This is a genomic window from Devosia sp. UYZn731 (assembly GCF_040546795.1).
Taxonomy (GTDB): domain Bacteria; phylum Pseudomonadota; class Alphaproteobacteria; order Rhizobiales; family Devosiaceae; genus Devosia.
Window position 1 is genome coordinate 19,344 of the sequence record NZ_JBEPOL010000013.1, and the last position, 20,072, is coordinate 39,415.

Sequence of the window (20,072 nt, forward strand, 5' to 3'; positions counted from 1 at the left end):
CCACTATTGCGCTTCGAATTTGGTGATCTGGCCGCGCCAGTAGATGAACTCCCCCTCCGGCAGCACCCAGGCGACCTCACCCCGCCTCGGCAGGCGATAGTTTCCAAACTGAGCATAATCGCGGAAGCGACCGACCCATCGCGTCGACACAAATTTCCCATCGACCACGTAAGGTCGGTCATCGGCTTCAATACCGACAATATCGCCGGTGGTATCGAACAAGTACCTCACCGTCGCAATCCCGCCTGCCGTCGGAGCGGAAACATCCACCGTCTGCGGATCGATCTGATGCCAACACAGTCCGCTGGTATTGAGGATGGCATCGGGGTTCCAGGCCATCTCGGACAGGAACCGCATCATTTCGCCCTTATCGCTTTCAGGTCCGGCCCCCCGTGACACCCGAATGGACCCTGCAAGCCTGGCCTCAAGCAGGCCCGACCCATCAACATAAGAGTCCACGACATGCACCGGCACGATCACTGCGATCATCCCCCACGCGTCCCAGACAAATGCGGGCTGGCGGGTGCCGGACAGCTGGGTCGCCGTGATGGCAAAGTAGGCCTTATCGGGTCCAAGGCGCATTTCTGCACTCTGATGGGCCAGGATCGCCATCGGTCCGCCTATGGTCGCGCCGTTCCGAACTGCAAAGGCGCGCATGATTTCAGGCAGCACCTGGTGATCGCTGGATGTCGGCAACTGCTCGTTCACGGCAGCGCGCCGAAGGCCCTCGATACTGCCAGCAAACTGATTGGACACAATCACTTGCGCCAGGACGATGACAAGAAGAACTGCAGCAGCGCCAATAAGCGGGAGGTTCATGTCAATCTCCGCGTAGAACCGAACACAAACTGCAAGATATTCCCGCCGGTCACGATCTCATCGCTTCATAGCCAGCGACGACATCGAACAATTCCTCGTCGATTTCGTCCTGGCGCAAGCGGTGAAATTTGGCGCTCAGCTCCTCGAGCAGGCTATCGATGTTCTTGTCGGCCCGCTGCATAGCCGCCAGTCGGCTGGCGTTCTCGCTCGCCAACGACGCTGCACATGCCCGAAACACGGACACGAATAGGTATTCACGCACGAACTCGCTGAGCGTTGCTCTAACCTCACCCATCACCTCGGGCAGTGCTTTGGTTGGCCACACAACCTTCTTGAGATCGCTGCGCCACGTCTCATCCAGCGGCAGCAGCCGTTGTGTCACTGGCTCGTAAACCGCTCCGGCGGCAGGCCGGTTATAAACCAGGTGCAGTTGCGAAACCTCGCCCCGACTGAGGGCTGCCTCATAGTCGACGAGGATCTGCCCCACCAGCGGCGTGATGCCCGCCACCGACAATGGAACGCCCAGCAATCCGGCCATAGTCAGGCCAGCATCCTGCAAGGGCTCACTTACTCGCTCTCCCACGACCCAGACCTCGGCCTTAGGCATGTTGGCTAGCATGGCGATGGCGTGATCGGCCACGATGTCGTTAAAGCGCCCAACAAGACCCTGATCGGAACCGAACACCACTACCTGGGCTCCGCCTCCGCCTCGCTCGTCGGGCAGGACACCGCTGCCTTCAGTGCGGATGCAGACGCTCAGGCCAAGTTCGACCGTGCGATAGTAGTCATCGAGGGCGCTTGTCGACTGCTCGTATTGGGCAATGCTGGACGCGGCGAGCGCCTTCATGGTGCGAACGACGGAATGCAGATCCTCTGCGCTGCCGATGGTCTTGCGAAGGTCCGCGATGGACGCGCTCATGATCCCTGACTCATGCTGCGCCAGAATTGGCTGATGCCAACGACTGCACGGCCTTGCGGGCCATTGCGATGATTGCGGCGCGATCGGCGTCATCGAGTTTGTTGGCGCTCTCAAGGCGAGCCTGCAACTCGCCAGGCATCGTCGCCGCGGCCCTGCCCAACGCACTTTGGGCCTCCCCCATCTTTTCAACAGGGACGTGATCCAAAAGACCCTCACTCAGTGCCAGCAGGATTGCCACTTGCTCGGCTACAGGGACCGGACTCAGCTCATTCTGTTTCAAACAGGCGCGAATGCGTTTGCCATGTTCGATGGTCGTTCGCGTCTCCTCGTCCAGACGCGCCCCGAACCGGGCAAAGGTCTCGAGTTCTTCGAACTGGGCATAGGCCAGCTTGAGATCGCCGGCCACAGCGCGAAAAGACGCGCGTTGCGCCTTGCCGCCAACGCGCGACACCGAGCGGCCTACGTCGACCGCAGGCAGCACGCCCAATTCGAACAACGAGGGCGAAAGGTAGATCTGCCCATCCGTTATCGAAATAAGATTGGTGGGAATGTAAGCCGCGATGTCTTGAGCTTCGGTCTCGATGATTGGTAGAGCGGTCAGAGACCCACCACCCAGCCCATCGCGCAGATGCGTCGAGCGCTCCAGCAGTCGCGAGTGGATGTAGAAGATATCGCCTGGAAATGCCTCGCGCCCAGGCGGGCGTCGAAGCAGCAATGAGAGTTCGCGATAAGCGCGCGCGTGTTGGGTCAGATCGTCATAGACGATTAGTACGTCGCGCCCTGCTTCCATGAAGTGCTCGGCGATGCTGGTCGCGGCATAGGGCGCGATATAGGTCAGGCCCGGAGGGTCATTGCCTTCGGCCACGACGACGACCGAATAATCCATCGCGCCATTTTCGCGCAGCTCATCGATCAGCTTGGCAATGGCCGAAGCGCGCTGACCGATGGCGCAATAGACGCACACCACATCCTTGCCCCGCTGGTTGAGGATGGTGTCGAGAGCAATTGCGGTTTTGCCGGTGCGCCGGTCTCCCAGGATCAGTTCGCGTTGGCCGCGCCCAATCGGAATGAGGGCATCGATGACTTTGAGGCCGGTCTGCAATGGCTCGACAACCGGCGCCCGATCCATAATGGCCGCTGCCGGGCGCTCGATTGGCAACCGTGATGCAGTGAGAACGGCACCCTTGCCGTCGAGTGGCCGGCCCAACGGATCGATGACGCGGCCAAGCACGCCGTCGCCAACGCCTACATCGATGACGCACCCGGTGCGCTCGACCTCGTCGCCCGCACGAAGATGCGCATAGTCCCCGAGCAGAACGACGCCGATTTCGGTTTCATCAACATTGAACGCGATGCCAAAGGCCCCTCCGGGAAAGGCAAGAAGCTCCTCCGAGCCCACACCGTTGAGCCCCGAAACCGAAGCGATACCAGTCGACACGCTGATGATCTGCCCCGTCTCACGCGGGACAAATTGAGGGGCAGTACCTGCCAGCGCTTCGCGGATTGCCGAAAAAACGGGCTCAACGCCTAGCTTGGCCAGGTTGCCAATCGTCTTCATGCAGCACCCTTGGCGTCCGATGTCTTCAATTTTGTGAGTTCCGTCACGCCCTTTTCCAGCGTCTTGAGGTAGTCCGAAATGCTCCACGCGAGTTTCTGTCCACCTGCCACCAGTTCAATGCCGCTTACCAGTTCTGGCGCGGTCTCGAAGCGCAGATTGACCGCGCTGCCAAAGGCATCGTTGATCGCCTTCTGGATCGCCGCGTGCTGTTTGGCCGGCAGGTCAAAGGCGCTGCGGATGGTCGCCGGATCGGTCGGCGACCCCAGCATCTTGTTGATCGTGGCCTTTGCCGTGCCCTTGAGCGCGCCGAGCTTACCAATGAACAGCGCACTCATTCGCTCTTCCAGCTTTTCATCGGCCAAGTCCGCCAGAGCCTTGCGCGCGATGGCAAAGACTTCCACCTCGGCCCGACGGCTGATCTCGACGCCGAGCGCTTTTGCATCACTGGCCAGTGCCCTGCGCTGCTTTTCCTTCAGGGCATCGGCAGATTTGCGCGCGACTTCAGTCAGCCGCTTGCCCTCCTCGTCTGCGGCCTGCTTTGCCTTTGCCAGCAGTCCAGCGCGTGCCTTGTCGAAGGCATCGTTCTTGGCCTGCAGGGCATCCCGTTCGGTAGCAGACTGTGCCTTGCTGGCCGCCGCGTCGGCAATCGACGCGGCGATGCGCTTTTCGCGCTTGTCGATTACATCAAGCACGGGCTGATACAAAAAACGCTTTAGCAACCACACCAGCACCAGAAAGTTGAGGATCTGAGCGCCGACGGTGAACCAGTCGATGACCATGAGCTACTTCCCCGCTGCCTGAGCGGTCGCAAGCGTCAGGGCATAGCTCCAGAATGGATTGGCGAAGATCAGGATCATCGAAACGACGAAACAATAGATCGCCGTCGATTCGATCATGGCCAGGCCTACGAATAGCGTCCGGGTGATGGTTGGCGAGGCGTCCGGCTGTTGCGCCAATGCCGTTAGTGCAGTTGACACCGCTCGCCCCTCGGCGAGCGCCGGCCCCATTGTTCCAAAACCGGTGGTGATGCCGGCCATAGCGATCGAGACAATTGCGATAAGTCCGAGATAGTCCATGACATATTCCTTTCTTCAACCGCGGCGTGTCAGGCTGCAGCCGGCTGTTTTGTTTTCGGGATCGGCCTGGTTTGGGACTTGCGCGCTGCGGCAGCTATATAGACCGCTGCCAGGATGGAAAAAATGTAGGCCTGCACCATGCCCGTCAGCAGCCCGAGGGCTGTCATGACGATGGGAAACAGCAGCGGCGTGATGCTGATGAGGATGCCGACGATCATCGCGCCGCTCATCATGTTGCCGAACAGGCGAACCGCCAGCGCCAGCGTGCGAGACACCTCGCTGATGATATTGAACGGCAGCATGATGAATGTCGGCTCGATATAGGATTTGAGATAACCGCCGACCCCACGGGCCTCGATTCCGTATAAGGGCACGGCGACGAAAACGCACACGGCCAAAGCGACGGTTGTTGACAGCGAGCCAGTTGGCGGTTCGAACATCGGGACGATACTGGAAAGGCTGGATGCAGCAACGAACAGGAAAAGCGTGCCGAGAAACGGCAGGTATTTCAGCGGCTGGGCGAGACCGATATCGGTGATCTGCTGGTTGATGCCGGTGACCAATATCTCCAGCAGGTTTTGCCAAGGCGAACGGTTTTCCCCATCCGAAAGACGGCGGGTCACGAGCGCTGCGCCGAGCACCAGCACGGCCATCAGAATCCAGGTGAACACAATGGTGGCGTTGAGCTGAACCAGGCCAAACTGCCAGAAGATCAATTGATCGGGGCTAAGGCGCATTTAGCCCCATCTCCGTGGCCAAAGGGCCAGGCAAATTGTCGGCTTTCGGCAGCACGCGAAGCAGGATCATGCGCGCGAAGATAAATCCGGCCAGGCAGAACAACAGGCGCTGCCATTGACCGCCGCTGACAAGGTAGAACCCTTCCACGACAAGGCCAGTTCGCCAGAGCATGCTGGCCAGCACGAGCAGGCCGGGATGTTGCGATCTCATCGCTTCGCGGACCGTCCACCACAGGCCGACAAAAAAGACTGCCCCCAGAACGCCGCCTGAAAAAGCCGACAGAACCGCCATCATCGTATCATTCATCGTCATCGCTCAGGTCCTCCTGCATCGCCTTGTCTTCCTTGGATACCCAGCGCCAGGCATTCCAGCAGCCAAGCACCAGTCCGGCAATCAGCAGCGCCAGTGTCCATGAGCGGTTGCCGATATGCTGGTAATCTAGCCACTGGCCGAGCGCGGCGCCGAGCAGTGTCGGAACGACTACCGACCATCCGACAAGCCCCATCATGCCCAGGCCAAACCAGACGCCTTTGCCGGCATTGCGCCGTGCACTCAGGCGCCGCCGCGCCTGCGCGTCAACGCGGCTTGCGAAACTGTCCTTTGCCGCACGCGGGTCGTCGTCCGGTTCACTCATGCTGCAGGCTCGCGAGCCGATGCAGAAAGCCGGCTTCAAGTTTTGCCATGACAGAGCGCGTGGCCTGCTCTTCGTCGCTGCGGGTCAGGAATTCTTTGACCACTTGGGCGTGCAATTGGCCAAGGTCCGAGCCGGCAATGGCCCGGCGCACCGAAATCAGCACAGTGGCACCGGTTTTAGCCATGACGCCCTCGTCGAGCGCGACATAGACGATGCCATTCGCTTCGGTCTGATATTCGAGAATGCCAGGCACCAGCGACGCAACGCAGTCGAGCCGCTGTGGCAGCAATCCCGTCGAACCAGCCGTTGTCTCCACTACGATGCGCGAGACCGCTTCGACCTCGGCAAAAACGCGGAACGGCAGCAGGATCCTAAGCTGCATGATCGACATCCTTGGCGTCGGCGCCGGACTTCGGTTCCTGCGCGGACGGTGCGTCGGCGGTTGGCTTCGCCTTGGCTTTTGCCTCCCCGATCGTGCCGATCATGTAAAGGGCGCTTTCCGGATAGTCCTTGAACTCGTCCGCCAGAATGCGTTCGCAGCCATCAAGCGCATCGGCAAGGGGCACCAGCTTGCCCTTGAGACCCGTGAACTGCTCGGTGGTGAAAAACGGTTGCGTGAGGAAGCGCTCAAGGCGGCGGGCCCGTGCAACCGTCTTGCGGTCGTCCGGCGAGAGCTGCTCGAGACCAAGCATGGCGATAATGTCCTTGAGCGCCGAGTATTGCGCCAGCGTGCGGCGGATTTCCTGCGCCAGGTGATAGTGGCGCTTACCGACGATGCCCGGAGTGGCCATTTTCGAGCTCGACTGCAGCGGGTCGACCGCCGGGTAGAGCCCCTCGCTCGCCCGCTTGCGCGACAGCACCAGCGAAGCGGAAAGATGCGAGAATGTGTGCACGGCCGCTGGATCGGTGAAGTCGTCGGCGGGAACGTAGACGGCCTGGATCGAGGTGATGGCCCCGCTCTCAGTGTTGGCGATGCGCTCTTCGAGGCCGGAAAGTTCGGTGCCCATGGTCGGCTGATAGCCAAGGCGCGACGGCATCTGGCCCATGAGGCCCGAAACCTCCGAGCCGGCCTGGATAAAGCGGAAGATATTGTCGATGAGCAGCAGCACGTCGCGGTGCTCGTCATCGCGAAAGTATTCGGCCATGGTCAGGGCCGCGTGGCCGATGCGAAACCGGGCGCCAGGCGGCTCGTTCATCTGGCCGAACAGCATGACCATCTTGGGCAGCACGCCGGCCTTTTCCATCTCGTGGTAGAGATCTTCCCCTTCACGGGAACGTTCGCCGATACCGCAGAAAATGCTGACGCCGTCATGATGACCGATCATGTTGTGAATGATCTCGGTCAGCAGCACCGTCTTGCCCACGCCGGCGCCGCCGAACAGCCCGGCCTTGCCACCCCGTTCAAGCGGCGCCAGCACGTCGATGGCCTTGATGCCGCTTTCAAATACTTCTGACTTGGTCGAGCGGCGTACCAGAGACGGCGGCGCGTTGTGCACGGAGCGCCACTCGAGCTGTTTTGGCGCGGGCTTGCGATCGATCGCATTGCCCAGCACGTCAAACATCCGGCCCAAAATGGCTTTGCCGACAGGCGCTTTGAGCGGCCCGCCGGTGTCGGTGACCACCATGCCGCGCGCCAGACCCTGGGTCGGTGTCAGGGCAATGCCGCGCACGTGGTGAGTATCGCGTTGGGCAAGCACTTCAATCACGACGGGCTGAGCCGCATCGATATGAAGGACCGAATAAATCGCGGGCAAATTGGTCTCGAACCGAACATCGACCACGCTGCCGCGAACGGCGGCGATCACCCCGGTATTCGGCTTGGTTGGCTGCGCAGTATCAGGCCGTATTTTTGAGCGGGGTTCAGCCACGATACTGGGCTTCCAACGCTCCGGCTTCGATGAGCGTGCCGGCTTTTCCGGCCAGCATAGCCACCGCATCCTCCAGCCGACCGACAGAAGCGGATTTGCCGGTTTGCGAGACGAAGCGCACTGCCGCTTCGATTTTGGGGCGCATCGAACCTGCCGCAAACTCATCCGCCGACAGCGCCTCGGCGCCTACCCGAGCAATCGGGCGTGACCGCGTGGTGCCAAAATCGCTGTAGACAGCATCGACATCGGTGAGCAGCAGCAACATGTCCGCATCCAGCTGCTGAGCCAACAAGGCACTGGCGCGATCCTTGTCGATAACCGCCTCGATCCCGACGAGGCTGCCATCCGGCCGCGCGATCACCGGAATGCCACCACCGCCGGCACAGACAACAACCACGCCACGCTCGACCAACATTGCGATGACCTTGAGCTCAAGGATTTCGAGTGGTTCGGGCGAGGCCACAACCCGACGCCACATGTCGCCATCGCGCTTGACGGTCCAACCGCGTTCGCTTTCGAGCCGGCGGGCCGTCGCCTCATCGTAGACCGGTCCGATGGGCTTGCTCGGCTTCTGAAATGCGAGATCGGCGGAGTCGACACGAACCTGGGTCAGCAAGGTCGCGAGGGAGATGCCCTCGCCCAGCAGATTGCGCAGTTCCTGCTCGATCAGGTAGCCGATCATTCCTTCGCTTTCCGCACCCAAGATATCGAGGGGATAAGCACCGTCCTTCGGGCCTGCCGCAGCCTGAAGCGCGATCAATCCGACCTGTGGCCCGTTGCCATGCGTAACCACAACCTGATGGTCAGCGCCGATCAGCGCCGCCAAGGATTTTGCGGCGCGGGCGACATTGGTGCGCTGCGTTTGTGCGGTCATGGGTTCGCCGCGCTTCAAAAGTGCATTTCCGCCAAGGGCAACAACCAGACGCATGCGCTCAGCTTCCGATCGTGGCGACGAGGATCGCCTTGATCGAGTGCATTCGGTTCTCGGCCTGGTCGAACACAATCGAGGCAGAGGACTCGAACACCTCGTCAGTCACTTCCATGCAATCGACCCCGAAACGCTTGACAATATCGGCACCGACGCTGGTCTCGGCATTGTGGAACGCCGGTAGGCAATGCATGAACTTGACGTAGGGGTTGCCAGAGGCGGCCATAACCGCACTGGTGATGCGATAGGGCGTCAGTTGCTCGATCCGCTTGCCCCACTCGGCCTCATCTTCGCCCATGGACAGCCAGACATCGGTGTAAAGAAAATCAGCACCCTTGACCGCCTCATCCACGCTTTCGGTGACCATGAGCCGGGCGCCGGTATCTTTGGCAAGATCCTTGAAATGCGCCATGAAGCTGGCATCGGGCCAGAGTGCCTTGGGCGAAGCGATCCGCATCTCCATGCCCACTTTGGCTGCGCCGATGGCCAGTGAGAGGGCGACATTATCCCGGCCATCGCCGAGAAATGTCAGCACAAGATCGGAGAGGTGCTTGTGGGTGAATTCGCGCATGGTCATGAAATCGGCCAGGATCTGCGTCGGGTGGCTCTGGTCGGTCAGGCCGTTATAGACCGGCACGCCGGCATATTTTGCCAGTTGCTCGACCACGGGTTGGCCGAAGCCGCGATATTCGATGGCGTCATACATGCGGCCAAGAACCCGCGCGGTGTCCTTCATGGTCTCCTTGTGGCCAATGTGGCTGCCGCTCGGCCCGAGAAAGGTCACATGAGCACCCTGGTCATACGCTGCGACTTCAAAGCCAGTGCGCGTTCGCGTCGAATCCTTTTCGAAGATCAGGGCGATATTGCGTCGCAGTAGCCGTTGCTGCTCGGTCCCGGCCGCCTTTGCCGCCTTGAGCTCACTGCCCAATTGCAGCAGAAAGCGAATCTCGCCTGGGGTGAGATCGTCGAGGGTCAGGACGCTGCGGCCGCGAAGATTGATGGGCATGAATTGTCTTTCTGTTCAGAGCGGGTCGCGGCTGATCGGGCACGACATGCAATGGCTGCCGCCGCGTCCGCGTCCCAACTCGGAACTCTCGACGGTGATCACTTCGATGCCGGCGTGGCGCAGCAAGGTATTGGTGAAGACGTTGCGGTCGTAGCCAACGACCACGCCGGGCTCGAGGGCGAGAAGATTGTTGCCATCGTCCCATTGCTCGCGTTCGGCCTCGTAGCCGTCGCCACCCGTGGCGATGATGCGCAGCTTGTCCAGACCCAGCGCCTGCTGGACCACCTCGACGAAGGGTTTGGCCTCCTCGACGATATCGAGCGCGCCCGTCGTCTTGCCCGGGCGCAGGGAAAAGGCCCGGATGCGATCGACCACGGGCGGGTAGATCGTCACCAGATCGCGATCGCAAAAGGTGAAGATGGTATCAAGGTGCATGAACGAGCGATCGCGCGGCATCAGCGCCGCAATGATCTGTTTGGCAGCCCCTGCAGCGAACAATCTTGATGCCAGCATCGAGACCGCCTGTGGGGTGGTGCGTTCACCCATGCCGATCAGCACCACGCCATCGGCAAGCGGCATGACGTCGCCACCCTCAAGCGTGGCGATCCCCGGAGCGGCGTCGGCGCCATCCCACCAGGTCTCAAAGGCCGCGCCGGCAAAGCGCGGATGAAACTTGTAGATCGCCGCAAGATTGATGGCTTCGGGCCGCCGCGCTGGCCAGTACATGGCATTGACCGTGACGCCATTGTAAATCCAGCACGAGCTGTCGCGGGTGAACAACTGGTTCGGCAGCGGCGGCAGCACGAAGTCCTGCGGCTCCATCGTCCGCCCGGCGAGTCCCGCCGGCTTGAATGGCAGTTCGGCGCGGGCCACGCCGCCGACGAGGAAGCGAGCGAGTTCCACCGCTGGCATCTCATCGAGCCAGCCGCGCATCTCGCCGACCAGATCGGCGCCGACGGCGGCCCCATCGACCCGACGGTCGAGCAACCACGCTCGGGCGTCGGGGATTGCGACAGTCTCAGCCAGCATCTCGCCTTGGTCGCGGACATTGACGCCGCGCTCGCGCATCGCATCGACGAAGACGTCATGCTCCTGGCGGGCCTTCTTGACCCAGAGCACATCGTCGAACAGCAGGGCCTTACAGTTATCGGGCGTCAGTCGCTGCAGGCTCAGGTCAGGCCGGTGGACGATGACTTCGCGCAGCTTGCCGACTTCGGAATATGCGCCCAATTGGGTCGCGGTTATGGCGTTCATAGCGGGCTGATACTTCCGTTCCAGATAAGGTAGGCGGCAACGATTGCCGCGATGACGATGCCCACCGCGATGCCGATTTCGATGGGGGTGAAGACCTTTTCGCCGTTCTCGCGTCGGGCCCAGACGTAGATGGCAATGCCCGGCGCATAGAGCATGGCGGCCATCAGCAGGTAGGTGGGGCCGGCGGCATAAACGAGCCAGGCGCCATAGAGCGTGGCGACTCCGCCGGCGAGCATGTCTCGCCCCCGGTTCTCGTCCCGTTTGTAGGCCTCGCCGGTGACCGCCAGCTTCAAGGCATAAGCTCCCGAGAAAATGTAGGGGATCAGGATTGCCGTGGAGGCGATATAGAGCAGCGACAAATAGGTGCTGTTGGCGACCATGGTCAGGATCAGAAACAGTTGCACCAGCCCGTTGGTGATCCACAGCGATGTCGAGGGCGCACCATTGCGGTTTTCCTTGCCAAAAAAGCGTGGCATCGTGCCATCGCGGGAGGAGGCGTAGGGCACCTCCGCCGCCAGCAGCGTCCAGGCGAGAAAGGCACCCAATACGGAGACGACCAGCGCAACGTTGATCAGGATTGCGCCCCACGGCCCCACGACATGCTCAAGCACGCCGGCCATTGAGGGGTTCTTCAGCGCCGCCAATTCCGGACGACTGACGACACCCAGCGAGAGCAGCGAAACCAGCGCGTAGATGGATAGCGTGGTGATAAAACCCGCGAAGGTGGCAATGCCGATATCCTTGCGTTTGCGGGCCCGTCCGGACACGACGCTGGCGCCTTCAATGCCGATGAACACCCACAGGGTGATCAGCATCGTGCTTTTGACCTGATCGAGCACCGAGCCAAGCGCGGGTGTGGCCAGGCCGTTAAAGTCCAAGGTGAAGACGTCGAGCTTGAAGGCGAAAATCACCACGACGATGAGCAGGACGATTGGCGCGACCTTGGCGATCGTGGTGATGACGTTGGCAAAGGCCGCCTGTTTGACGCCCGACAGGATCAGGGCATGGATCAGCCAGAGCACAACCGACGCGCCGATAAGCGCTGGCCATGTATTGCCCTCCCCGAACGGCGGAAAGAAATACGAGAGCGCGCTGAACATCACCACGGCGTATGAAACGTTGCCGATCCAGGCGGACAACCAGTATCCCCACGCGCTGTTGAAGCCGACGAAGGCACCGAACCCGGCCTTGGCGTAGGCGTATGGTCCCGCGTTGAGATCCGGCTTGCGGGTGGACAGTCCCTGATAGACGAAGGCCAGGGCGAGAATACCGATGCCGCTGATCGTCCAGCCGATGATGATGGCGAGCGGGCCGGCGCCAGCGGCAAGGTTCTGGGGGAGGTTGAAGACGCCCGAACCGATCATGGAGCCGATCACGACTGCCGTCAGCGCGCCGAGGCCCAGAACGCCCTGAACCGGCCCTTTGGGCGGCGTGGCCGCTTTTGCCCTGGCAGCTGGGCGATCTGGTGCAGAAATAGTCATGGTGCAACGCCGAAGATCGGCCCTTGTGGTTCGGAAGACTTGGTGGGGGGTTGAGCCTCAGTTCGGTCCGACAATTGTTGCCCCGGCTCGCCCCGCTGTTCGTGCAGCGTGTCAAAGGCGAACCGACGCCAACAGCTTCGGAAACTACTCAAACTGGCCGGCGAGAACTGCCGATAGGGACAGTTGGCTGGTTCAGGCGCCTGAACTGTACATGTCGTCGGGCGCCGGCCGGTTGGGCTTTGGCAGTCCGCGATAGTAATTGTTGAATTCGTCGTCGTAATCGCGGTCGATGGTCATTTCGGGATCATAGGCCGGGCTGTTGCGCACACTTTCGCGGTCCACGCCGATATTCACCAACCTGTCTGACCAGCCGATATCGCGCCCCGATAGGGGGGAAATCAGCACGCGCTTGCCTGGCCACAGATTATGGGTGTCGATGACCAGATAGTGGACGGCCCAATCGCCCTCCTCCACCAGGAGGTCCTCGACATGGCCAATCTCACCGTCGGTAGCGTGGATGTGATAGCCCATCACTTCGGTGACGCTGCGCAGATGCGGGTCGTATGACTCGCGACGCGCATCGATGACTTCGCTTTCCAGACGGTTCTCGACATCCTGATCGATTGCAGAATATCGACCCAGGCCAGCGCCATAGCCGTAGAGCCCCAGATATGATCCCCCACCCCAGTATGGAAGCCAGCCATAGTGACCATAGATGTCCGTTTCCATCTGTCGCGAGACGGGAAGGTCGGTGTTGATATCTGGACTTGCCTTGATCTGCTGAATGGTCAGCTTGACCATGAATTGCTGTGTGAAGGGATCGGCATGACCAAGGGCAGAGAAGGGCAGAAGCACCTTGCGATCAGAAAACCAGCCTCCGGTCTGCACCACGGCCCAGCGAATTTGCCAGCTCAGGTCATCGAACAGGAGATCAACCACCTTGCCAACCGTGCCGTCGGTGGCCGCAATTGCGTAGCCTTTGATTGAAGTCGCTTTGAACAGCATGGGTGCTCTCCTGAATGTGCAGCGCCAAGAAAATTTGCGCGTTACAGCAACAGTAGCCTCTGCCGGATAGCCCAATCAGGGTCGGAATCTACTCAAGAGCGAGATGGTGGCAGGACCCATTTGCCGAACGTCGAGTAACGGAAACGCCTTCCGATGCCATCGACCTGCTCCGTGATGCACTCGCCGACCCCTGCCCACAGGGACAAGTGCGCCTTTGCCTGGGTATTTTCCGAGGCTGGCCGGACCAAACAGCTCGGGCAAGACTTCGACGACTGAGGATTGCGCAAGCAAACGAAGACCGGAGGCTGGGTGATGAATGCACTTTTTTGGCTTGGCACGATCAAGGCGATATTCAGTACGTCTTCGCGGCATGGGCCGAGCCTTGTGAGGCACTGGTGAACGCCGCGGCACAGCGCATCCTGACGATCAATGGGGGATCGTCCAGCATCAAATTTGCCGTGTTCGACCCAACCGATCTGTCCCGCCGTGAGCTGCATGGCAGTATCGAGCGCATCGGTTTGCCTGGGACGCTCTTCGTTGCCAAGGGCCCACTGCCCGACGACAATTTCTTCCGATCGATCGAGGTGGCGGATCATAGCGCTGCGGCGGCGGCGCTCACCGACTTCATCACTGACCGGCTAGGCCAGGGCAATCTCGCCGCCATCGGACATCGCGTCGTACATGGCGGGCCGACTTACAGCGCACCCCAGCGGATCGACGCGGAAATGATCGCCAAATTGGGCGCGCTCAGCGCCTTTGATCCCGAGCATCTTCCCGAGGAACTGCGGCTCATCGAGGCCTTTCACAAACGCTTCCCGGATGTGCCACAGCTCGCCTGCTTCGATACCGCGTTTCATCACGACCTGCCGCGTGTTGCCCAGTTGCTGCCAATACCGCGTCGCTATGAAGGGCTTGGCGTGCGGCGATATGGGTTTCACGGCCTGTCCTACACTTTCCTCATGGAAAAGCTGTCCGAGCTCGCTGGCCCCAAGGCGGCGCGCCGTCGCATCGTCCTCGCCCATCTCGGCAATGGGGCAAGCCTTGCCGCGGTCCATGACGGCAAGTCGGTCGATACGTCCATGAGCTTCACGCCAACGGCCGGGGTGCCGATGGGCACCCGATCGGGCGACCTCGACCCGGGCCTTGCCGGTTATCTGGCGCATCTTGAGAACATGAGTTCTGAGCAGTTCAGCGAGATGGCCAATTCGCATTCCGGTCTGCTCGGCATATCCGAGACAAGTTCGGACATGCGCGTGCTGCTCGACAATGAAGCCCACGATGGGCGCGCGGCGGAGGCGGTGGCGCTGTTCTGTTATGAGGTCAAAAAGCGCATTGGCGCCTTTGCTGCGGCCTTGGGCGGTCTGGATACACTGGTTTTCGCCGGAGGTATCGGCGAGAACGCGCCGTCCGTCCGCGCCAGAGTCTGTGACGGTCTGGGCTTTCTTGGCATCGATTTGGACGCGGCGCGCAACAACAGGACTGCGGAGGTGATTTCGTCAGAAACCGGCCGCGTCAAAGTCCGGGTCATTCACACTGACGAGGAGCGGGTCATTGCCCAAGCAGTGACCCACCTGCTCGCTTCAGCCGGTGAGCCCAAAGGTAGCTGATCGGCCCGGTGGCAGCGCGTTCCACAGTTCGATCACCGGTACATGGGCATGTCTGGGACTATCCCCCAGTATGCTGACGGAGGCGGGGTGCAGCAGCAAGTGCTGCCCTGCTATGATCGGCAATCGAGTCCATCGTGCGCCAAAGACGGCTCCGAACTGGCCATGCGAGATCAAGGCGACGTTGCCCGTCAGTTGCCGAAGCCGTTCAATCAACCGGTCGGCGCGATCCGATATCTGCTGGGGCATTTCTCCCCCAGCGCACCCGTCCTGGAAAATGTTCCAACCCGGATGTGCCTTCCGGATGTCTTCTGACCTCAAACCCTCGTAGTCACCATAATCCCATTCGGCGAGGGCCGGCTCGATCTCGGCTGCAGTGCCCAGGGCAGACAGATCGCAGGTTTGTCGCGCGCGAAGCCGTGGACTTGTCAGCACATGGGCAAAATGGGTTGCGGCGAGCCATGGCGCCAGTTCGCTCGCCTGCTCTTGACCATGCTTGGTCAACGACAAGTCGGAGCGACCCGTGTGTTGACCCGACAATGACCAGGCGGTCTCCCCATGGCGAATGAAGTAGATGCGCAGCGGCGGTTGGCCTTCGGGCTGGCTGGTCACGTGGCGAAACCTTTTTCCAAGGCAGCATCATAAGCGCCCCGCCGTGCAGCCTTGTTGCAGCGCGCGCGGTGCAAGAGCGCCTCCTGCGCTGCAACAATATTCGCCTCCTCGCCGTGCCAGATCTGCAAAGCCGGTTGCTGGATAGCCCGGCCGAACGAAAACGCCAGTGCCCAGGGCGCGTTGGCGCCTTTGAACCTGATATTCATCGCATTGAGCCGCGCCGAGGCAAGTTCGCCAGACTGGCCACCCGAGAGGAAGGCAATTGCCGGCACCGCAGCGGGCACGGTTCGGAGCAAACAGGCCAGCGTGGCGTCAGCCACCTCGTCTGCCGTCACCCGTTTGCGACTGGCGAGGCCTGGCAGCACCATATTGGGTTTGAGTATCATCCCCTCCAGCATCACGCCCTGCAGGTCGATCTGGTCAAATACAGCATGCAACACATCCTCGGTCACCTCGCGGCAGCGATCTAGGTCATGGTTACCAGCCATGAGCACTTCAGGCTCGACAATGGGAACCAATCCCGCCTCCTGACACAGCGCGGCGTAGCGTGCCAACGCTTGGGCATTGACCTCGATGCAGGCGCGGCTTGGCTTTGCATCGCCAATTGCGATTACCGCCCGCCATTTCGCGAACCGTGCGCCCATATCGAAATACGTCTTGAGCCTGGGGCGCAGCCTGTCGAGACCGCCAGTAATCTTCTCGCCGGGGTAAAAAGCCAGAGGTTTGGCGCCGATGTCGACCTTGATGCCAGGCACGATATCGGCTTCGGTTAACACCGAGATGAAACTGGTACCATCCGCTCTGCGGTGATGGATCGTCTCGTCGAACAGGATGACGCCGCCGATAGCTTCGCCCAGCCCAGGGGTCATGATGAGCAGTTCCCGATAGGCCTGTCGTGCCTCCTTCGTCTGGGGAATGCCAAGTTTGGCAAAGCGCTTGTTGCAGGTTGCGATGCTCTCGTCCATTGCCAGCAGCCCTTTGTCGTCAGCGACAAGGCGCTTGGCGATATCGATCAGTGCCCCCGCGCTCAATTGGTGACGCCCCACTTCCAGTTCCGCACTTCTGGCAGGTCCTGGCCGTGCTTGCGGATATACAGCTTATGCTCAATCAGCTTGTCGCGGATCATCTGCTTGAGATAGGCGCCTCTGCTTCCAAGGTTTGGCACCCTATCGACCACGTCCTGCACCAGGTGAAACCGGTCAAGGTCATTTTGCACCCGCATGTCGAACGGGGTCGTGATGGTGCCTTCTTCCTTGTAGCCCCGAACATGCAAGTTGCGATTGGTACGGCGATAGGTCAGTTGGTGCACGAGCGAAGGGTAACCGTGAAAGCCGAAGACGATGTGCTTGTCCTTGGTGAACAGAGAATCGTATTCTGGTTCTGTAAGGCCATGGGGATGCTCGGAACTGGACTGCAGCCGCATCAGATCGACGACATTGACCACCCGGATTTTCAGCTCCGGCAGGTGCTCGCGCAGGATTGACACCGCGGCAAGGATTTCGAGCGTCGGGGTGTCACCGCAGCAAGCCATGACCACGTCCGGCTCACTGTCCTGATCGTTGCTGGCCCATTGCCAGATGCCAATGCCCTCGGTGCAATGGGTGACTGCCTGTTCCATGGTCAGCCACTGGGGCAGCGGGTGCTTGCCGGCGACCACCACGTTGACGTAGTCGCGACTGCGCAGGCAGTGGTCGAAGACTGACAGCAGGCAGTTCGCATCCGGCGGCAGATACACACGAACGATATCGGCCTTCTTGTTGATGACATGATCCAGAAACCCGGGATCCTGATGGGTGAAACCATTGTGATCCTGCTGCCAAACATGGGATGCGAGGAGGTAGTTCAACGAGGCGATCGGCCGCCGCCACGGCAACTCGGCGGTAACTTTGAGCCACTTGGCGTGCTGGCTGAACATGGAATCGATGATGCGGATAAAGGCCTCGTAGCTGTTGAACAGACCGTGCCGCCCAGTCAGCAGATAGCCTTCGAGCCAGCCTTCGCACTGATGTTCGCTAAGCATGGAATCGACCACGCGACCCGCCGGTGCCAGGAACTCATCGCCCTCAACCTGCTGGGCGTCCCATTGCCTGTCGGTCTTTTCAAATACGGCACCGAGCAGGTTGGACAATGTTTCGTCCGGTCCGAATATGCGGAAATTTCGCTGATCGCTATTGCAGGCCACCACGTCGCGCAGGAACTTGCCCAACACCATCGTATCCTGCCCATCGATGGCGCCCGGTGACGGCACGCTGACGGCATGAACACGGAAATCCGGCATCGTCAGATCATGTAGCAGCAGCCCGCCGTTGGCATGGGGGTTGGCACCCATCCGCCGATCCCCCTTGGGCGCCAGTTCGGCCAGTTCGGGTGACAAACACCCGTTTTTATCGAAAAGGTCTTCAGCGCTATAGCTCTTTATCCAGGTTTCGAGCTGCTGCACGTGCTCTGGATGGTCGGCGTTGACGACAAGCGGCACCTGATGGGAGCGAAACGTGCCCTCCACCGGCAGCCCGTCGACAGTTTTCGGCCCGGTCCAGCCTTTGGGCGAGCGCAGCACGATCATCGGCCAGCGCGGACGCCCCGAGCCTGCGCCGGTCCGGGCGTTCTGCTGGATCAGCTTGATGTCCTCGATGACGCTTTCCATAACCGCAGCCATACGTTGGTGCATCACCGCCGGATCATCGCCCTCCACGAAGTACGGCGTCCAGCCGCTGCCGCGCAGGAATTGATCGAGTTCTTCCGGCTCAATGCGGGCCAGAACGCTCGGATTGGAGATTTTGTAGCCATTCAGATGCAGGATCGGCAGCACTGCGCCATCGGTGATCGGATCGAGAAACTTGTTGGATTGCCAAGCGGTCGCCAGCGGCCCGGTTTCCGCTTCGCCGTCGCCGATGACGCAGGCGACGATCAACTCGGGATTATCGAAAGCGGCACCAAAGGCGTGGCTCAGTGAATAACCGAGTTCGCCGCCCTCGTGGATGGAGCCGGGCGTCGTTGGCGCAACGTGGCTGGAAATGCCGCCCGGAAAGGAGAACTGCATGAACAGTTTCTTGAGCCCAGCCTCATCCTGGGTAACGTCGGGATAGACTTCGCTCCAAGTGCCCTCAAGGTAAGTATTGCCAACCAGCGCGGCGCCGCCATGACCGGGACCGGAGATGTAGATCATGTCAAGATCATACTTCTTGATCACCCGATTGAGGTGCACATAGATGAAATTCTGCCCCGGCACTGTTCCCCAGTGTCCGACCACCAGTGGTTTGACGTGATCGAGCGTCAAAGGCTCTCGTAGCAGTGGATTGTCGTAGAGATATATCTGACCGACGGAAAGATAGTTGGCAGCGCGCCAATATGCGTCGGTCTTGCGCAACGCCTCCGCGTCCAGTGTTGGGATTGATCCATCCATCCGTCGTGTTCCTTTGCTTGGCAGCAAGAGCCGTTCCAGCGCCTATCCGGGCATGGCTGAGCGTGAAGTTTGAGGCTGGTGGGCAAAAGGTAGCGCGGTGACTGACGGGCGCGCAGGATCGGAAAATACTCAGGCGGCGGCCCTGATACTAAATTTACTTAGCGTTTCAAAATGACAACGCGTCCAGGCTGGGAAGGCAGTGCAGGCAAAACCGCATACCAGGAGCCTCTACCAGGCAGGTCCGTGTTGTGTCTGGTCGCTTAGGTAATTTCCGACGCTACCATCGTATCTCGACTACACCCTAGGGTGCCGACGGCGCTTGGCGCGGGTCCTAGGCGCGTGAAAACAGTTCGTAGAGTTACCAGTCATGGAAAAGATAGTTGGGATGCACGAGGCGCAAACGCCGAATGGCGGCGCCGCGACCATCTATGAAATTCAGCAATATCCCAGCGCAGATACATCCCTCGTTTCGGATGGGGCACCAACGGGCATCAAACGGTTCGAACTGGCCGACGGACGACCGCTCAAGCTGGTTGGCCGAGGAGAGTACAAGGTCGAAGGTACCGACGAAGTATTTCTCGTCCAGGGTGGATAACAGCAGACTATTGCAGGGGATTTCGGCCAGCGACCGCTACGCCGACACACATCCAGTCACATCGAGGAAGACCAAGCATGACAGTCCTCGAAAAACTTCGCGCCGGAAATCGCTTGCGTCAAGCCAGTCCGTGGCATGATCCGGCCCCGGTGCGCGAGGAACTGTTTGGGGTCGAACGTCTCGAGCAGCACGCACGAAGTCTTGCATCTGCCCAGTCAGTCACAACGCGGCCACCATCCGTTTTATCGCTGCGCAAGAGGCTGAAAAGCAACGCCACCGTTCTGCTGGCCGCCTATCGTGCCAGCGCCGTCGAGGTTGAAAGCCAGCGGACGATGGTGCCCGCAGCAGAGTGGCTGCTGGACAATTACCATCTTGTCGAAGAGCAAATCCGCGAGATTCACGCCGATTTGCCGCCCAACTATTATCGACAATTGCCCAAGCTCGCCGAGGGGCCGTTCGCCGGCTACCCCCGCGTCTTCGGCATGGCCTGGGCGTTCATCGCCCACACTGACAGCCACTTTGATCCCGAAACGCTGAGCCGATTTATCGTGGCCTATCAGCAGGTCCAACCC

The 20,072-nt window shown here is 60.5% G+C and carries 21 protein-coding genes; 2 read left to right on the forward strand and 19 right to left on the reverse strand.

What is annotated here, in order from left to right; genetic code table 11:
* Window positions 1-3: 3 nt before the first annotated feature.
* The 15 genes from ABIB57_RS24115 to ABIB57_RS24185 all read right to left on the reverse strand — a co-directional run bounded on the left by ABIB57_RS24115 (window position 4) and on the right by ABIB57_RS24185 (window position 13,286).
* Entirely contained in the window at window positions 4-819 is an 816-nt protein-coding gene (locus ABIB57_RS24115) for a DUF6544 family protein (protein WP_354043833.1), read from the reverse strand.
* 49 nt (window positions 820-868) lie between these two features.
* On the reverse strand, window positions 869-1,738 hold the full coding sequence (locus ABIB57_RS24120; protein WP_354043834.1) for a F0F1 ATP synthase subunit gamma: 870 nt from the start codon (window positions 1,736-1,738) through the stop codon (window positions 869-871).
* Window positions 1,739-1,748: 10 nt separating this feature from the next.
* Complete coding sequence (locus tag ABIB57_RS24125; RefSeq protein ID WP_354043836.1) at window positions 1,749-3,296, reverse strand: alternate F1F0 ATPase, F1 subunit alpha; 1,548 nt, start codon at window positions 3,294-3,296, stop codon at window positions 1,749-1,751.
* Complete coding sequence (locus ABIB57_RS24130) at window positions 3,293-4,075, reverse strand: F0F1 ATP synthase subunit delta (RefSeq protein WP_354043837.1); 783 nt, start codon at window positions 4,073-4,075, stop codon at window positions 3,293-3,295. Before ABIB57_RS24130 ends, ABIB57_RS24125 begins: the two co-directional genes overlap by 4 nt.
* 3 nt (window positions 4,076-4,078) lie before the next feature.
* Window positions 4,079-4,372 (reverse strand): F0F1 ATP synthase subunit C, encoded by a 294-nt coding sequence (locus tag ABIB57_RS24135; RefSeq protein ID WP_354043838.1) that lies wholly within the window; start codon window positions 4,370-4,372, stop codon window positions 4,079-4,081.
* 29 nt (window positions 4,373-4,401) lie between these two features.
* Entirely contained in the window at window positions 4,402-5,109 is a 708-nt protein-coding gene (locus tag ABIB57_RS24140) for a F0F1 ATP synthase subunit A (RefSeq protein ID WP_354043840.1), read from the reverse strand.
* A complete protein-coding gene (locus tag ABIB57_RS24145) occupies window positions 5,099-5,422 on the reverse strand; it encodes an N-ATPase subunit AtpR (protein ID WP_354043841.1) in 324 nt (107 codons plus the stop codon). Before ABIB57_RS24145 ends, ABIB57_RS24140 begins: the two co-directional genes overlap by 11 nt.
* Window positions 5,409-5,744, reverse strand: coding sequence for an AtpZ/AtpI family protein (locus tag ABIB57_RS24150; RefSeq protein ID WP_354043842.1), 336 nt, complete (start codon window positions 5,742-5,744; stop codon window positions 5,409-5,411). Before ABIB57_RS24150 ends, ABIB57_RS24145 begins: the two co-directional genes overlap by 14 nt.
* Entirely contained in the window at window positions 5,737-6,126 is a 390-nt protein-coding gene (locus ABIB57_RS24155) for a F0F1 ATP synthase subunit epsilon (protein ID WP_354043844.1), read from the reverse strand. The genes ABIB57_RS24150 and ABIB57_RS24155 overlap by 8 nt, the downstream gene beginning before the upstream one ends.
* Window positions 6,116-7,612 (reverse strand): F0F1 ATP synthase subunit beta, encoded by a 1,497-nt coding sequence (gene atpD, locus ABIB57_RS24160; RefSeq protein ID WP_502914475.1) that lies wholly within the window; start codon window positions 7,610-7,612, stop codon window positions 6,116-6,118. The genes ABIB57_RS24155 and atpD overlap by 11 nt, the downstream gene beginning before the upstream one ends.
* A complete protein-coding gene (arcC, locus tag ABIB57_RS24165; protein ID WP_354043845.1) occupies window positions 7,605-8,540 on the reverse strand; it encodes a carbamate kinase in 936 nt (311 codons plus the stop codon). The genes atpD and arcC overlap by 8 nt, the downstream gene beginning before the upstream one ends.
* 4 nt (window positions 8,541-8,544) lie before the next feature.
* Window positions 8,545-9,546, reverse strand: coding sequence for an ornithine carbamoyltransferase (gene argF / locus ABIB57_RS24170; protein WP_354043846.1), 1,002 nt, complete (start codon window positions 9,544-9,546; stop codon window positions 8,545-8,547).
* Window positions 9,547-9,561: 15 nt separating this feature from the next.
* Window positions 9,562-10,800 carry an arginine deiminase gene (gene arcA, locus ABIB57_RS24175; RefSeq protein ID WP_354043847.1) on the reverse strand — a complete coding sequence of 413 codons (1,239 nt, stop codon included), beginning with the start codon at window positions 10,798-10,800 and terminating at the stop codon, window positions 9,562-9,564.
* Complete coding sequence (gene arcD, locus ABIB57_RS24180; protein ID WP_354043849.1) at window positions 10,797-12,281, reverse strand: arginine-ornithine antiporter; 1,485 nt, start codon at window positions 12,279-12,281, stop codon at window positions 10,797-10,799. The genes arcA and arcD overlap by 4 nt, the downstream gene beginning before the upstream one ends.
* 192 nt (window positions 12,282-12,473) lie before the next feature.
* Entirely contained in the window at window positions 12,474-13,286 is an 813-nt protein-coding gene (locus tag ABIB57_RS24185) for a PRC-barrel domain-containing protein (protein WP_354043850.1), read from the reverse strand.
* A 395-nt stretch (window positions 13,287-13,681) separates the two neighbouring features.
* On the opposite strand from ABIB57_RS24185, the gene ABIB57_RS24190 reads away from it, so the two are divergent.
* On the forward strand, window positions 13,682-14,893 hold the full coding sequence (locus ABIB57_RS24190; protein WP_354043852.1) for an acetate/propionate family kinase: 1,212 nt from the start codon (window positions 13,682-13,684) through the stop codon (window positions 14,891-14,893).
* Here ABIB57_RS24190 and ABIB57_RS24195 read toward each other — a convergent pair.
* The 3 genes from ABIB57_RS24195 to ABIB57_RS24205 are packed head-to-tail and all read right to left on the reverse strand — an operon-like array spanning window position 14,867 to window position 18,905.
* Entirely contained in the window at window positions 14,867-15,502 is a 636-nt protein-coding gene (locus ABIB57_RS24195) for a histidine phosphatase family protein (protein ID WP_354043853.1), read from the reverse strand. The genes ABIB57_RS24190 and ABIB57_RS24195 overlap by 27 nt on opposite strands.
* Window positions 15,499-16,533 carry a class I fructose-bisphosphate aldolase gene (locus ABIB57_RS24200; protein ID WP_354043855.1) on the reverse strand — a complete coding sequence of 345 codons (1,035 nt, stop codon included), beginning with the start codon at window positions 16,531-16,533 and terminating at the stop codon, window positions 15,499-15,501. The genes ABIB57_RS24195 and ABIB57_RS24200 overlap by 4 nt, the downstream gene beginning before the upstream one ends.
* Window positions 16,530-18,905, reverse strand: coding sequence for a phosphoketolase family protein (locus ABIB57_RS24205; RefSeq protein ID WP_354043856.1), 2,376 nt, complete (start codon window positions 18,903-18,905; stop codon window positions 16,530-16,532). Before ABIB57_RS24205 ends, ABIB57_RS24200 begins: the two co-directional genes overlap by 4 nt.
* 367 nt (window positions 18,906-19,272) lie before the next feature.
* Here ABIB57_RS24205 and ABIB57_RS24210 point away from each other — a divergent pair, with 367 nt between their 5' ends.
* On the forward strand, window positions 19,273-19,500 hold the full coding sequence (locus tag ABIB57_RS24210; protein ID WP_354043857.1) for a hypothetical protein: 228 nt from the start codon (window positions 19,273-19,275) through the stop codon (window positions 19,498-19,500).
* A 242-nt stretch (window positions 19,501-19,742) separates the two neighbouring features.
* On the opposite strand, the gene ABIB57_RS24215 is transcribed toward ABIB57_RS24210, so the two are convergent.
* Window positions 19,743-20,069 (reverse strand): hypothetical protein, encoded by a 327-nt coding sequence (locus ABIB57_RS24215; RefSeq protein ID WP_354043859.1) that lies wholly within the window; start codon window positions 20,067-20,069, stop codon window positions 19,743-19,745.
* Window positions 20,070-20,072: the final 3 nt, after the last annotated feature.

Coding starts and splice junctions, on each gene's coding strand:
- ABIB57_RS24115 (WP_354043833.1), bottom strand. CDS start 819: ATGAACCTCCCGCTTATTGGCGCTGCTGCAGTTCTTCTTGTCATCGTC.
- ABIB57_RS24120 (WP_354043834.1), bottom strand. CDS start 1,738: ATGAGCGCGTCCATCGCGGACCTTCGCAAGACCATCGGCAGCGCAGAG.
- ABIB57_RS24125 (WP_354043836.1), bottom strand. CDS start 3,296: ATGAAGACGATTGGCAACCTGGCCAAGCTAGGCGTTGAGCCCGTTTTT.
- ABIB57_RS24130 (WP_354043837.1), bottom strand. CDS start 4,075: ATGGTCATCGACTGGTTCACCGTCGGCGCTCAGATCCTCAACTTTCTG.
- ABIB57_RS24135 (WP_354043838.1), bottom strand. CDS start 4,372: ATGGACTATCTCGGACTTATCGCAATTGTCTCGATCGCTATGGCCGGC.
- ABIB57_RS24140 (WP_354043840.1), bottom strand. CDS start 5,109: ATGCGCCTTAGCCCCGATCAATTGATCTTCTGGCAGTTTGGCCTGGTT.
- ABIB57_RS24145 (WP_354043841.1), bottom strand. CDS start 5,422: ATGACGATGAATGATACGATGATGGCGGTTCTGTCGGCTTTTTCAGGC.
- ABIB57_RS24150 (WP_354043842.1), bottom strand. CDS start 5,744: ATGAGTGAACCGGACGACGACCCGCGTGCGGCAAAGGACAGTTTCGCA.
- ABIB57_RS24155 (WP_354043844.1), bottom strand. CDS start 6,126: ATGCAGCTTAGGATCCTGCTGCCGTTCCGCGTTTTTGCCGAGGTCGAA.
- arcC (WP_354043845.1), bottom strand. CDS start 8,540: ATGCGTCTGGTTGTTGCCCTTGGCGGAAATGCACTTTTGAAGCGCGGC.
- argF (WP_354043846.1), bottom strand. CDS start 9,546: ATGCCCATCAATCTTCGCGGCCGCAGCGTCCTGACCCTCGACGATCTC.
- arcA (WP_354043847.1), bottom strand. CDS start 10,800: ATGAACGCCATAACCGCGACCCAATTGGGCGCATATTCCGAAGTCGGC.
- arcD (WP_354043849.1), bottom strand. CDS start 12,281: ATGACTATTTCTGCACCAGATCGCCCAGCTGCCAGGGCAAAAGCGGCC.
- ABIB57_RS24185 (WP_354043850.1), bottom strand. CDS start 13,286: ATGCTGTTCAAAGCGACTTCAATCAAAGGCTACGCAATTGCGGCCACC.
- ABIB57_RS24205 (WP_354043856.1), bottom strand. CDS start 18,905: ATGGATGGATCAATCCCAACACTGGACGCGGAGGCGTTGCGCAAGACC.
- ABIB57_RS24210 (WP_354043857.1), top strand. CDS start 19,273: ATGGAAAAGATAGTTGGGATGCACGAGGCGCAAACGCCGAATGGCGGC.